This window comes from Cohnella sp. GCM10020058 (assembly GCF_042683485.1).
Classification (GTDB): Bacteria; Bacillota; Bacilli; order Paenibacillales; family Paenibacillaceae; genus Cohnella.
In genome coordinates, this window is sequence record NZ_JBHUJV010000017.1 from 566192 (window position 1) to 579932 (window position 13741).

The window sequence follows — 13741 nt, forward strand, 5'->3', positions numbered from 1 at the left end:
AGGCCGATTAGATGACCAACCGTCTAACGCATCCGAAAGCCGAAGAATTTTTCAACAAGTCCAAACGCTGGAAAGCCGAATACGAGGAATTGCGAGAAATCGTCATGGACTGCGGATTAACCGAGGATTTCAAATGGATGCATCCATGCTATACGTTTCAAAGTAAGAACGTTGTGCTGATCCACGGGTTCAAGGAATATTGCGCGCTCCTTTTTCACAAAGGCGCACTGCTGAAGGACCCGAACGGGATATTGATCCAACAAACGGAAAACGTGCAGGCCGGACGCCAGATTCGGTTCACGAACGTCCAAGAGATCGTGGAGCAGGCAGCGCTATTAAAAGACTATATTCACGATGCGATCAACGTAGAAAAGTCGGGACAAGAAGTGGTGTTTAAGAAACAGACGGAATTCAAGGTCGCCGATGAGCTTCAACGCGAATTCGACGACAATCCGGCTTTAAAAACGGCATTCGAAGCATTAACGCCTGGGCGTCAAAGAGCTTACCTGCTCCATTTTTCTCAGCCTAAGCAAGCTAAGACGAGAGAAGCCAGGGTGGAGAAATACAAGCCCAAAATTCTTGAAGGCAAGGGATTGGACGATTAGATTGGTAAGAGTAAACTGCGGCGGTTCAAAGTTATGCCCTAAACAGGCCGACCCCGACGTCGAATCATCGACTCGGGGGCGGCTTTTCGACGTCGGGGAAGGTACGCAGTCTCTAAAGTTAGCAGCGTGATCCCGCTATGTGGTTCCATATAGAGCCTCTTTGGCAGAATGAAGGCGCAGTCCCGTTACGTAGCTCTAGATGGAGCTTCTGGGCTCAATTGGCGATGCGATGGCGCAATATTGCAATTCTCCCTTGTCAAAATAATGCGCTTACATTATGATTAAATCGAAACATAAAACGTTTCACTAAAATTGGAGGGATTTTTTATGAAAACGAAATGGCTCTCGTTTGTTCCTGCAATTCTGCTCTTATTATTGTGCTTGCCTGTTACCGCATTTGCCGTTTCGTCAACCTCGCAGCAGCTTGCGGTCGTCGGCTCTCCGGGCTGGGACATTTACAGCGGAGCGACGATCGGGGGCTATCGCTACGGACCATCATTTATCGTAAACAGCGACGGCAGCATCGACATGTGGGCCTGCTCCGAGGGAGGCAGTCCGCTGCCTTACGATTACATCCGTTACCAGCGGTCCACGGACGGCGGCGCGACATGGGGAAGCGACCAGATCGTGCTGCCGCCGACGGCCGGTTCGATGGATGCGCTCTCGACTTGCGATCCGGGCGTCATCAAGTTCGGCGGCTATTATTATATCGCTTATACGTCAACGACCAACCGCGGAGGCACGAACAACCAGATCTTCGTCGCGCGGTCCACAAGCCCGACGGGGACATGGGAGAAGTGGAACGGCACGGGCTGGGGCGGCAATCCGCAGCCCTTTATCGTCTATGACGGCAGTCCGCTCGTCTACGGCGCAGGTCAGCCTTCCTTTGTCGTCAAAGGCTCCACGCTCTATATCTACTACAGTTGGACCGACAACAATATGAACCAGATGCGGGTAGCTACCGCGTCGACCGCCAATGCGAACTGGCCCGGAAGTCTGACGTATCATGGCGCAGGCATCAATAAATCGTCCTTTGAGGATGCTACGGACGTCAAATACGTCGAAGCGCTCGACAAGTTCATCGGCGTGCAGACCAACAATTGGGGCTCGGACGTGTCTTATGTCGAAGTTTACAGTTCGTCCAACGGCTTCGATTTTACGAAGGAATACTATATGGACGGCGATCATTATGCCAGAGCGAGCAACGCAGGCCTCAGCGGGGATGCCCTGGGCCATATCAAAGCGACCGATTCCCCATTCCTGAGCTACGCTTACGGTTCATTCGGCGCCACGTTGAACTGGAATACGCGGTTGACTCCGATCACGATGAGCTTGAAACCTAGCGGCGCCTTCAGCGATAATTTCTCAAGCGGCGCAGGCAAATGGACGCCCTATCAGGGAAGCTGGTCAGTAGCGGGAGGCGCATATACGCAAACCAGTCTTACCGCCGACACGGCTTATGCTGGCGCGTCCGGCACCGTCTTCGGCAACGCCGTTTACGATGCCGACCTGCGCATAACTTCTGCGGCCGATCCCGGCGAATGGGCAGGCCTGCATATCGGAAAGATCAAGGAGAACGACAATTTCACCCAAAGCGGATATCTGGTCTTTATGAGGGCGAACGGCAACATGGCCCTATTCAAAGCTGGGACGGGGCAAGTAACGGGAGAAACGGCTAGCGGCCTGGATCCGACTGCCGGCACCGTTCATCTGAAGGTCGTGAAGAGCGGAGGCAACATCAAAGTGTTCACGAACGGCAGCGCTTCGCCGTTAATCAACTGGACGGATAACGGACTTTACTATGACAGCGGTTATTTCGGCGTGGTGACGCGGCTGGCCGGCGCTACGTTCGATAATGTCACGGCCCTTAACAACTTCAGTGACGACTTCGCCTCCGGCGCCGGCAATTGGACCGCAAATTCGGGGACATGGGCCGTGTCTGGCGGAACTTACAATCAAACGAATGCCGCGGCGGACCCCGGCTCAAGCACGCTGAACAATTTGGTGCTCGGTAACGGCGTGATCGAAGCCGACGTAAAAATAAACGCAGGCAGCTCTGGCAATTGGACCGGACTCAGCTTCGCAAAAACGCTCCCGACGGACGCTTATTACGGCAGCGGATATCTGGTTCTGCTGGAATCGAGCGGGAATGTCTCCTTGTACAAGGGCGGAACGGAAAATAAAGTAGTCGTGAAGCCTGTAACGACGGGGGCGAACCCGACGACCGGCTTTGTCCATATTAAGATCATGAAGCACGGCGGCAACATTCAGGTGTTCGTAGGCAACGTTGCAAGCCCGCAAATCGATTGGAACGATCCGAATACGGTATTCGGAAGCGGCTATGTCAGTCTCACCAATGTCAAAAGCAGCGTTTCGTTCGATAATATCGCGTGGACGACCCAGAAGGTTCCGGGCGGATCGACGAATCTGGGCGCATCCAACATCCCCAATCTGGCCAGGTTCAAGACCGTAAGCTCGAACGATTCGCTGGTCATTGCCGACTGGGACGTATCGCGGTTGACGGACGGCATCGAGACGCCGGTTTTCGGTTCGGCCGGATACACGACAAGCGCTTATAGCGCTGCCAATATTTCCGCCACGCCGGTATGGGTTGACGTAGACCTCGGTTCGAATCAGACCGTGGACAAGGTAAAGCTGTTTCCAAGGCTGTTTACCGATGCGGTAGGGGGAGGATCGCCGAACTTCCCCGTCGACTTCACGATTCAGACGGCGCCGGACGGAGGGAGCTACGGCACGGTTGCGACGATCACGAATCAGGGCAATCCCGTCGGCTTTCCGCAGGAGTATAACTTCACGCCTGTAAATGCCCGCCATGTTCGCATACTCGTGACGAAGCTCGGAACGCCGACCGTCGACGATCCCGGCAGCTATCGTCTTCAATTGTCGGAGATCGAGATTTACCACTATCAGCTTAGTTAAAGATTATAAAGTTTAAGGCGCAAGGGCGGGGGGAAGGTTCTTCGCGCTTGCGCCTTTTGCATGCCATGTGTTATGTTCACTTTATTAATTAAACGATTTAGGAGTTGTTTATTTGGCTACTATCAAGGATGTCGCCAAGGAGGCAGGCGTATCGATCGCAGCCGCTTCTCTGGCGCTCAACGGCAAAGGAAGCTTGTCCGAAGAAACCCGCGCCAAAATTATCGAGACGGCCGAAAGGCTCCATTATAAGCCGAATGCGCTTGCGAAAGGCTTGGTTACGAGCAATAAAATCAATACGATCGGCATTATCATCCCCAAGCCTGGTACCGAGTTCTTGCCTTTTGTGGGTATGGACATCCTGGGCGGCGTCGGCGAGGTGGCCAACGAAAAGAAGTATAATATGCTGCTCGATTGGGAGGAAGGCTTGGGCGGCACCAAGGTGCTTGACCTCGTTCGCAGCGGGATCGTACGCGGACTTGTGTTTTTCCTGCCGCTTAACGACGTGACGACCTTCCGGGCGCTCAACGATCTTAACTTTCCTTATGTCCTGATGAGCAGGCCGCCCGAAGGCGTCTACTGCAGCTGGGTGGACGTAGACAACGTAGATGCCGCCTACCAGGCGACCGTATCGCTTATTAAAGCAGGGCACACGAAAATCTCCTTTTCCTCTCCCGGCCCGATTGACTTCCTCGTCAGCAATGACCGTCACTCGGGCTATCGTCAGGCCTTGCTCAGCCACAATATTTCCTACGACGAGTCCTATGTTTCGATCGGCAACGGCGATATACAGAGCGGCAAAGCGGCCATGACGCATTTTCTTAGCCTGAATGAACCGCCGACTGCGCTGATTGCCGGTTCCAATCTGCTCGCGATCGGCATGATTGAATCGCTCAAGGAGCATGGATTGGACCATCGGGATAAAGCGATCATTACGTTCGACGACAGCCCGCTTGCGGAGAGCTACGGCATCTCGGCCATTCATATTCCGACGAATACGATCGCGAAGGAATCCGCGCGTCTGTTGATCAAGCGAATTGGCCACACCCGTCGCGTGGAGCCGGAAAACATCGTCATCGATGCGCAGCTCATCGTCCGCAACACGTTTGTCCCAGCCAGGTAATAAGCAGCCTCGTTCGGAATGCCCGGATCTCCCGGGAAGTTTCCGAACGGAGGCTGTTTTTTTTACAAGTGCAGAAAATTTAAATTGGGCTGCACTTCGCGGACAGTGAAGCGCGTCATCCTCCGATTTGAGCTTGCGAAAGTTCGACAGTTAAAAGCCTGCATTTGTAAATGTATTTCCTGCCGACGCGCGACACGTGATGAAATACCTGCAAATGTGCAGGTAAATGCAAAATACAACCCGGAAAAAGGGCTGATGGAGGAAAATACCTGCACATATGCATCTACTCTCTGAAAAAAGGTCGATGTCGACATAAAAAGATGTATATATGCAGGCATTGCGGCGAAAGAACGACGCTGGCGACGATACGCGGACCCGACGCTGGCGACGATACGCAGACCCGACGCTAGAGACGATACGCGGACCCAATAGTACGTTTGTCGGTTGAGCCAGATCATCGATAGGCGATTCCGCGCGACTCCAGTATCGGGCCGTCATGGCGATTTTCCCGCAGCTTTCTTTTACAAAAGCGCTCTCGTTTTTAGCATTGACAATTTTAACTCGCGGAGATAAAATAATTTAAGTGAAACGTTTTATTTTTATTTTACTTAAGCAATGACGAATCAAACTGGGGGAAGCATACAAAAGGAGGAAAGCCGGATACGCACCGCAGTCGCTTTAAATGCAATTGAAATTGTCGGACATCATCTCAATTGAACGGAACAATCGAGGAGGTTAACCAAATGAAAGCTGGCAAAATGAAATCAACAGTATGGGCGACGGTCATGATCGGTTCGATGCTGATGAGTGCCGCATGTGCGGGAAATTCGGACAGCAACAATTTGAAAACGAATACAAACGGTGCGACCGGAAGCGGCGCAGCGGTTCAAACGGACGCAAACAAGCCGCATGACCCGGTCGAACTTCGCGTAGGCGTACCCGAATGGCCGGGCGAGTCCGAAAATGTCGACGCTGTTGTAAGCGTGTTCAAGGAGAAATATCCATACGTGACGGTCAAAGTCGAAAAGATGGTCGGGGACCCGCACGCGAAGGTGCTCGCGCAGGCGGCGGCGAACGAATTGCCGGACGTGTTCTGGCTGCCGGATACCTCGGTAAGAGAGTATCAGGATCTGGGCATTCTTGCTCCGCTCGACGCGTACTTCGAGCCGAACGGCGTAGACGTCGCTGACGTTTACCCCAGCATGCTTGACCTGGGAAAAGTAGACGGCCAAACATACATGGTCCCGCGGGATTACGCGCATGTCGTCACGCTGGTCAATACGTCGTTGCTTAAGGAAGCCGGATTGCCGTTACCGTCTAACGACTGGAATTGGGATACGTTTATGGACTATGCCAAGAAGCTGACGAAGAAGGATGCCTCGGGCACGACGACGCAATGGGCGGTCAATTCCAACATTCACTGGTGGGCGGTATGGACGCCGTTCGCGCTGGGCCGCGGCGGCAAGCTGATCGACGAAGCGGCCCGCAAGGTAACAGTCGCTTCCGATCCTTTGGTCGGCCAAGGCTTGAAGGATCTATGGGACTTGTCCAAGGACGGCTATGCGCTCGACCCGAATGGCCAATATCCCGAAGACATGTTCATGGCCGGCAAGGTTGCCTTTTACTTTGCAGTGAAGTCGGTCGCCTCGTCCATCAACGACGTCTCCAAAGCCAAAGGGTTCGAATGGGATGTCGTGCCTTTCCCGCGCTTGCCTTCCGTTCATGCGGTCGGCGGCGGCACGAGCGGCTACAGCGTCAGCTCGAAGTCTAAGAACAAGGATGAAGCGGGCGCATTCGTCTCCATGTTCCTGACGGAAGCCGGTCAAAAGGCGTTTAATTCGGCGGGCAACTCGGTTCCGGTCCTCAAATCGCTGGCCGGAGACGACGTGTGGCGGAACAGTCCGGTGGAGGGCAAGAACGTCGAAGCGTATACGATCGAGCCTGAAGCCGACATTCTTCCGATCCTGAGCGCGAAGCTCCCCGTATCGCTGATCAACGAATCGAACGCCGGCTACGAGGACGCGATGAACAAGTATTTGCTCGGCAAGCTGCCGTTGGAAGATGCGCTTAAGGAATGGGAAGAGCGTATCAACAAGGCTTGGAAATAACCGAAGGGCAGCGCAGCAGGAGTTTCGGGGCGGGGGAGCAAGCAGGAGGCCCTCCGCCCGAACGCGGAAAGGGGAAGAGCTTCATGAGATCCAGAAAAAAAGTGCGCGAAGCGATCGCCGGCTATTTGTTCACATCGCCCGTGACGGTCGGCATACTGCTGTTCACCGCTTGGCCCGTGCTGCAGTCTCTCTACTACAGCTTTACGAAATTCAATATTATCAAGTCGCCGCAGTGGGTCGGCACGGACAACTACGACAAATTGCTGCACGATCCGGAGTTCTGGCAGTCTTTAAAAATTACCGGCATTTTCACCGGCATTTCCGTGCCGGCCTCTCTCCTGATCGGTTTTCTGCTGGCGCTGCTGCTTCATCGCAATCTGCCCGGCATCCGTTTCTTCCGGACGATCTTTTATTTGCCGGTCGTCGTTCCGGTCGTGGCGCTGGGCATTTTGTGGAAGCAGCTGTACAGCCCGACCTACGGCTTCGCGAACCGGTTGCTGGATATGGTGGGGTTGCCGCCGTACACCTGGTTCTCGCATCCGGAATCGGTTATGCCTTCGCTCATCATTATGGGACTGTGGCAGGCAGGCGGATCGATGATCATCTGGCTGGCCGGCTTCCAGGGCATACCCGCTCACCTGTACGAAGCGGCGATCGTGGACGGCGCATCCCGAATGCGGAGATTCTGGAGCATCACGATTCCGATGATTACGCCGGTCATCTTTTTTAATCTGATCATGGGCTTTATCGGCTCCTTCCAGGTGTTCGGCCAAGTCATGGCGACGACGGCGGGCGGGCCGCTCAATGCCAGCAATTTTCTCATGGTGATGATTTACAAGAAGGCGTTTCGCACGCTGGAGATGGGGTATGCTTCTTCGCTGGCGTGGGTGCTGTTCATTATCGTGCTGATGCTGACGGCATTCATCTTCAGGACGAGCAGATCCTGGGTCCATTACGAAGGGGAGGTCAGATAGATGAGATCGCCCGTAAAATCTTCGTTGGCGCTGTATGCCTTGCTGCTGGGAAGCGCGGTCGTTTTTCTGTTTCCGCTGATCTGGATGGTCGCTCGCAGCTTTATGGGACTCGACGATCTGTACAAGGTTCCGCCGGTCGTCTTTCCGACGCAATTCACGGCAGAGGCGTATTCCGAAATTTGGACCATCAAGCCCTTTCTTTCTTATATCGGCAATACCGGCATCGTCGTCTTTTTCAGTGTCGTCGGGGGCACGCTGTCGGCCGCTTTTTGCGCATTCGGATTCGCCCGGCTGCGGTTTCCCTATCGCAATCTGATCTTCGGCATCGTACTCGCGACGATGATGCTGCCGGGCGCGGTGACGATGATTCCGGTATACGTGCTGTTCAGCAAGCTGAATTGGACCAATACGCTGCTCCCGCTAATCGTGCCGACCTTTTTTGGCGGCGGGGCGTTCAACATTTTTTTGCTGCGGCAGTTTTTCGCGACGCTTCCCCACGATTTCGACGAGGCCGCCAAGATCGACGGCGCGAACCTCTGGCATATTTTTTGGCGCATCTCCATGCCGCTGTGCAGGCCCGGACTGACGGTAGTGGCCATCGGCGTATTCATGTCGACCTGGAACGATTTTATGGGGCCGTTGATTTATTTAAGCAAGGAAAAGAGCTTTACGCTGGCGCTCGGACTGTATGCGTTGTCCCCTGGCGAAGCAGGTGGCGCGACGATCGGCTCGATTACGACGGCGCAGCTGATGGCGGCTTGCAGCCTTGCGGTCGTCCCGGTCATTCTCGTCTTTTTCTTCGCGCAGAAGAAGCTGATCTCGGGTACGGTCGTCTCGACGGGCATCAAAGGCTAAAGGTGAATGGAAGGGACTGAAGGGCGTGGCTGACAAAGCGGTACCGAAGTGGATCTGGCACGAAGCCGGCAGCGATCGCATGCAGGTCGCGTTGGAGCGAAGCTTCTATGTTGAAACGGCGTTAAATAATGGAAAGCTCTACTTAGCCGCGACAGGCCATGTCGTGATCTCTCTAGACGATCAAATAATAGGAGAGTTGCCGGAGCATCCGGGCAATCTCGCTTCGTTTACGGAAATCGGTTTACCTGAAACGATTGCCCCGGGCCATCATCGGATCGAATGGAAGATCGTGTGCAAGGAAGCGATGCCGATCGTAGACGTTAATGTCCATCTGATCGAACGGCGCGTTGGCTGCATCGGCTTCCTGGAAGGTAACAACGTGTGGCAGCCGACGGACGAGAGCTGGACCTCCGAAGACTTGCCTGCCCGAGCCGTCTGCGTATATGGGGAAGAACCTTACGGCGACCTAGAGAATGCGCCTTCATGGTTCGTCAGAGGCGGGTACGGCGACATCGGGACGAGCGCCTTGACATCCTGCGACGTGTTGGAACAATCGAGGTTAGACGCGCAAATCGGCGAGGACGGTATTTTAACGTTAAAAGGGACGTATGTGAAGGAGACGCAGCTCCCGGAGATGCAGCGGAACGAACGGCATATTTTTTACCATTTGCGCAAGCAGCAGGAATGGACCGAACTGCGCGCCTTTCAGCAGCAAGCAGGTCTGGATGAGGGGCCGTGGATTCGCCTAGCGATGGATGCCGAATACAATATGCGGTTTCGCGTCGACAACGACTCGGATCGGCCGGCCTTGCTCTTATGGAATGGTGCGGAATCGATTGCCGAGCTGGACAATTATGTCGGCTGCATCAGCGAGAGCTTCACAGTCGACCCTGGCGGGAGCTTCACGATATTGCCCCAGGGCATGCGATACGTGCAATTTTTCATGATCGGCCCGCCGGAAGAAGCGTTTAAACTGCGCATCGCATTCGAAGCGGTCGGCGTCATGCTCGAGCCGATCGGGCAATTCCGCTCCGACCTTCCCGTCGCCGACCGGATCTATCAAACCTCGGTGCATACGAATCGGATCTGTCATCAGACGGGGCTATGGGACGGCGTCAAGCGCGACCGCTTGAACTGGACCTACGATTTCTTTATGGCCGCCAAAGCCGATTACGTGCTATGGAACGATTTTTCCGTTTTGAAGCGTACGATCCGGGAGCTGGGCGATACGCCGAACGGTTATTGGATGAATTCCATTCCCGCCTATACGTGCTGGTGGTTCGTTAACGTATGGGACTATTACTTGCATACCGCCGACCGGGAATTCGTGATCGAAATGAAGCCGGACCTGATCAGGCATATGGGATGGATCATCGAAAATATCGATCCTGCGTCGGGATTTTTGAAGCAGCGTCATCAGGCATTCATCGAATGGGTGCCGATGACGGAGGCGGATGCCTGGCATACGCTGCATGCGGTACTCGCGCTGGCGATCAAAAGCGTGCGTCAACTGAACGAAGCGATTCCGGGCCTCGAACTGCCCGTACCCGAGAACCCCTTGCCGGCGATTCCCGCCTCCGAATTTTTGAACGGCTCATCCTTGATCGCACTCTTGCTCGGCGCCGAGAGCGGCTATGTGAGCGAAGCGCAGGAGTCAGCCGCCTTGAACCGCATCGCTTTAAGCGATCCGGTAACGCCGTTATCCGCCTATTGGCTGGCCGAAAGACTTGCGCTCCGTGGGAAGCTGGACCAAGGCTGGGAGGCGGTCGAGCGAGTATGGGGCCGGATGCTCAAACAAGGGGCGACGACCTTTTGGGAAAGCATTACGCTTGCGCCGGCAGACGATTTTCATCATGCCTTGACGACCTACACGGCTTACGATTCATATCGGATCAGCCTGTGCCACAGCTGGTCGAGCACGCCCGTCCAGTGGATGAGTCGGCATCTGCTCGGCATTCGGCCGCTTGCGCCCGGCTACAGCAAGATCGCCTTCCAGCCGCATGCGGTGCCGGGCATGAATCGCTGCCAGGGAACTGTTAGCACGCCTCTGGGACCTATACATGTCGGGTGGGAGAAGCAAGCTGACGGTACGTTGGCTTCCACGATCGATGCGCCTGAAGGCATTGAGATTGTCGACAGTACCGGAAGCGATCGCTTGCAGCCGGTAACCAGGGGGGATGGGGAATGAATCCATCCGAATTCAAGGAGCCGGCAGTCGAATTCCGCCCCGTTCCGTTCTGGTCGTGGAACGGCGAACTGACCCTCGAACGTCTGCGGGCGCAAATCGCTCAAATGCGCGAGGCCGGCGTCGGCGGCTTCTTCATGCATGCCAGAAACGGACTGAAGACCGGTTATCTGGACGAAGATTGGTACGACTGCGTCCGACTATGTATCGGAGAAGCGGATCGGCTTGGCATGAAGGCATGGATATACGACGAAAAGGGCTGGCCGAGCGGCTTCGCCGGCGGCATTATACCTTCGATGGGGCGAGCGTATCGCGCGAAAGCGCTGGTGATGCTGCCGGAGCGGCGGGAGGACGACGAGATTTGCAGGCTGCTCGAAGTATATGAAGCGGACGGCGCCACGCAATATTTGTACGAATGGATTCAACCGCTGGGCGATGCGCGATTTGAAGGCGCTTCTTATGTGGATCTGCTCGATGCGCGCGTGACCGAAGCATTTATCGAGCATACGCACCGGCATTACGAGGAGCGGTTCGGTTCGAGCTTCGGGCGCACCGTTCCGGGCGTCTTCAGCGACGAAGCCTGCGCCTTGCTGTGGCTCAATCCCGACGTACCGGCGCTGCCGTGGACGACGGGCCTGGACGCGCTTTTTTTCGATATATACGGCTACAGCCTGCTTCCTCGCCTGCATGCGCTATTCTTGCCGGAAGGCGACTACCGGAGCGTCCGGTACGATTATTGGTCGCTCGTCGTAGAGCTGTTCGCGGAGCGGTTCAGCAAAGCGCTGTACGACTGGTGCGACAGCCGCGGCCTTCAGTATACCGGCCATCTCATGGCCGAGGACAGGCTGGTCTACCAAATGGAATGGGTCGGGGACGTGATGCGGCAGTACGAGTATATGCATATTCCCGGCATGGACCATCTGGGCCGTTACTTCCAGGTCAGCCGTCCGGAACAAAATGAACAGCCTTACACGACGGTGTTGTCTGCGAAGCAGGTGACGAGCGTCGCGAACCAGCTCGGCAGAGAGCGGGCGCTGTCCGAGCTGTTTGCCTGCGCCGGCCAAGGCTTCGAATTGAGCAGACAAAAGTGGATGACGGACTGGCATCTGATACACGGCATCAACTTCTTTAGTCCGCATCTGCTTCCGTATTCGATGGAAGGCGAGGGGAAGCGCGACTATCCGCCGACGCTCGGCCCGCAGCAGCCCTGGTGGGGCGACTATCGCTTGCTGACGGACTACCAGGCGAGAATGAGCTATGCGCTCACGCGCGGGAAGCGAATCGCGCCGGTGCTCGTCATACATCCGATCGAATCGGCATTCGAGTTGTATTCGCCGCTGGCACATTCGCTTGTCTCCGAGTTGAACGTCGCTTTGGAGAAGCTGTCGCTGCAGCTTCTGGACGCCCACCTGAATTTCGACTACGGCAACGAGCACCTGCTGGACAAATACGGCTCGGTGTCCAAGGATGGATTGCGTATCAAGGAAGCCGTTTATCAGGCGGTTATCATTCCGGCGTGTACGCGTCTGCGAAAATCGACGGTTCGGCTGCTGGAGCAGCTGTCCGAGCTAGGCTTCCCGATTTTGTGCGAAGACGGGACAGATGCGCTTACTCCTCAAGGAGGCGGTGACGATGGGATGCCTGAATCTTTGGTGATTCCCGATCAAGTCCGGCAGCTTCCGCTGCTGCCTTTCTCGATCGATCGATTAAGCGCGCAAGTGCCGCAGTCGATTGTCGTGGAGGGAGAGGACGGCGGCTCCATCTGGCTTCATGAACGAGTCATCGGCTCGGAGCGTCTTTTTTTTCTGGCCAGCATGTCGGAAAAGAAGCGCATCCGCGTTACGCTCAAAATTGCGTTTGCCGCGAATTTATTCGAATGGAACGCGGAAACGGGCGAAGTTCTTCCGATCCCGGCCCGAATCGAAGGGAACCGAACGGAAACCAATTGGATTTTCGAACCGCGCGGCACGCTGCTGCTCGGCGCCAATCCCCAAGCTGACAAAGACGGTATCGCCGGATACCCGATAAATAGCGCGGAAGAACGCTTTTCGATTCCCCAGGATACTGCACCTGTTCCGCTGCAGCCGAACGTGCTGTTATTGGACCGCTTTTCGCGCTATGAAGAGCATGCAGCGCATTGGTCCTCGCTGCTCCCGCTGGCGGAATGGATTCATGCTGGTGCAGCCGCAGGCTCGGGTACGCGGTTCCGCGCCGAAGTTCGACTCGGCGAAGCTATGCCCGAGCTGCAGCTGCAGGTCGTCGTCGAGCGCCATTTGGCCCTGGAAGTACGATGGAACGGCTGTCCGCTCGCTTCGGACGGCTCCGCCTGGCTTGATCCGGATTGGCTATGCTATCAGGTTCCGTCAGGCCTTGTCAGACAAGGCAGCAACGAAGTAGACGTACGCCTTGGCGATCGGGAAGGTACCGGGCATATGGAAAACATGTATGTAATCGGCGATTTTTCCGTTAAGTTAAAGGATGGGCGCGAACCGTCCATTCAGCAAACGCGGGATACGATAAAAGATCCGACAGGCGATCTGAGCGAGCAAGGTTATCCGTTCTATGCCGGCAGCATGGCGTTCGGTTTCTCATTGGACGAAATGGAACGCCACCGGGGCCAGAAGAGGCCGCCGGGAAAATGGCTGCTTCGTTTAACCCGGCCGCAAGCCGGCTCGGTTCGCTTGTATGCCGACGATGCCTTTTGCGGTGCGCGCGCTTGGGAGCCATGGGAGTGGGACTTGACAGACCTGTGGACAGGCAAAGGCCGCCGGTTTACATTGGTGATGAGCGGCTCTCTGCGGAACCTGATCGGACCGCATCATCTTGCGGACGACGAAGCCTTTAACTTTTTGACGCCGTCCCATTTCTTTGACCAGTCCCGATGGACCGACCGCTACGTGCTGAAGCCATTGGCGATCGGCGAACTGGAAATCGTCTACAGGGGAGATTAGGGA

8 protein-coding genes are annotated in these 13741 nt (G+C 55.5%); all 8 read left to right on the forward strand.

All coding sequences use genetic code 11. The features are described 5' to 3' along the window. The first annotated feature begins 11 nt into the window (after nt 1-11). The 8 genes from ACFSR7_RS29940 (at nt 12) to ACFSR7_RS29975 (ending at nt 13738) form a co-directional block, all read left to right on the forward strand. A complete protein-coding gene (locus ACFSR7_RS29940) occupies nt 12-605 on the forward strand; it encodes a YdeI/OmpD-associated family protein (RefSeq protein ID WP_378167979.1) in 594 nt (197 codons plus the stop codon). Between the two features lie 327 nt (nt 606-932). Then, nucleotides 933-3545: a galactose-binding domain-containing protein gene (locus ACFSR7_RS29945; protein ID WP_378167981.1), complete on the forward strand. Its 2613-nt coding sequence runs from the start codon at nt 933-935 to the stop codon at nt 3543-3545. A gap of 112 nt (nt 3546-3657) precedes the next feature. Then, nucleotides 3658-4665 carry a LacI family DNA-binding transcriptional regulator gene (locus ACFSR7_RS29950; RefSeq protein ID WP_378167983.1) on the forward strand — a complete coding sequence of 336 codons (1008 nt, stop codon included), beginning with the start codon at nt 3658-3660 and terminating at the stop codon, nt 4663-4665. A 743-nt stretch (nt 4666-5408) separates the two neighbouring features. Then, the gene (locus ACFSR7_RS29955) at nt 5409-6773 is read left to right on the forward strand and encodes an ABC transporter substrate-binding protein (RefSeq protein ID WP_378167985.1); all 1365 of its coding nucleotides are present in this window, start codon (nt 5409-5411) and stop codon (nt 6771-6773) included. Nucleotides 6774-6856: 83 nt separating this feature from the next. Further along, a complete protein-coding gene (locus tag ACFSR7_RS29960; RefSeq protein ID WP_378167987.1) occupies nt 6857-7747 on the forward strand; it encodes a carbohydrate ABC transporter permease in 891 nt (296 codons plus the stop codon). Further along, nucleotides 7748-8602 carry a carbohydrate ABC transporter permease gene (locus tag ACFSR7_RS29965; protein ID WP_378167989.1) on the forward strand — a complete coding sequence of 285 codons (855 nt, stop codon included), beginning with the start codon at nt 7748-7750 and terminating at the stop codon, nt 8600-8602. Between the two features lie 25 nt (nt 8603-8627). Further along, complete coding sequence (locus ACFSR7_RS29970) at nt 8628-10790, forward strand: alpha-L-rhamnosidase C-terminal domain-containing protein (RefSeq protein ID WP_378167991.1); 2163 nt, start codon at nt 8628-8630, stop codon at nt 10788-10790. Beyond that, the gene (locus ACFSR7_RS29975) at nt 10787-13738 is read left to right on the forward strand and encodes a glycosyl hydrolase (RefSeq protein WP_378167993.1); all 2952 of its coding nucleotides are present in this window, start codon (nt 10787-10789) and stop codon (nt 13736-13738) included. The genes ACFSR7_RS29970 and ACFSR7_RS29975 overlap by 4 nt, the downstream gene beginning before the upstream one ends. The last annotated feature ends 3 nt before the right edge of the window (nt 13739-13741 follow it).

Bases quoted from the DNA above. Each gene is read 5' to 3' on its own strand.
- ACFSR7_RS29940 (WP_378167979.1), top strand. From the start codon at position 12: ATGACCAACCGTCTAACGCATCCGAAAGCCGAAGAATTTTTCAACAAG.
- ACFSR7_RS29960 (WP_378167987.1), top strand. From the start codon at position 6,857: ATGAGATCCAGAAAAAAAGTGCGCGAAGCGATCGCCGGCTATTTGTTC.
- ACFSR7_RS29955 (WP_378167985.1), top strand. From the start codon at position 5,409: ATGAAAGCTGGCAAAATGAAATCAACAGTATGGGCGACGGTCATGATC.
- ACFSR7_RS29945 (WP_378167981.1), top strand. From the start codon at position 933: ATGAAAACGAAATGGCTCTCGTTTGTTCCTGCAATTCTGCTCTTATTA.
- ACFSR7_RS29965 (WP_378167989.1), top strand. From the start codon at position 7,748: ATGAGATCGCCCGTAAAATCTTCGTTGGCGCTGTATGCCTTGCTGCTG.
- ACFSR7_RS29975 (WP_378167993.1), top strand. From the start codon at position 10,787: ATGAATCCATCCGAATTCAAGGAGCCGGCAGTCGAATTCCGCCCCGTT.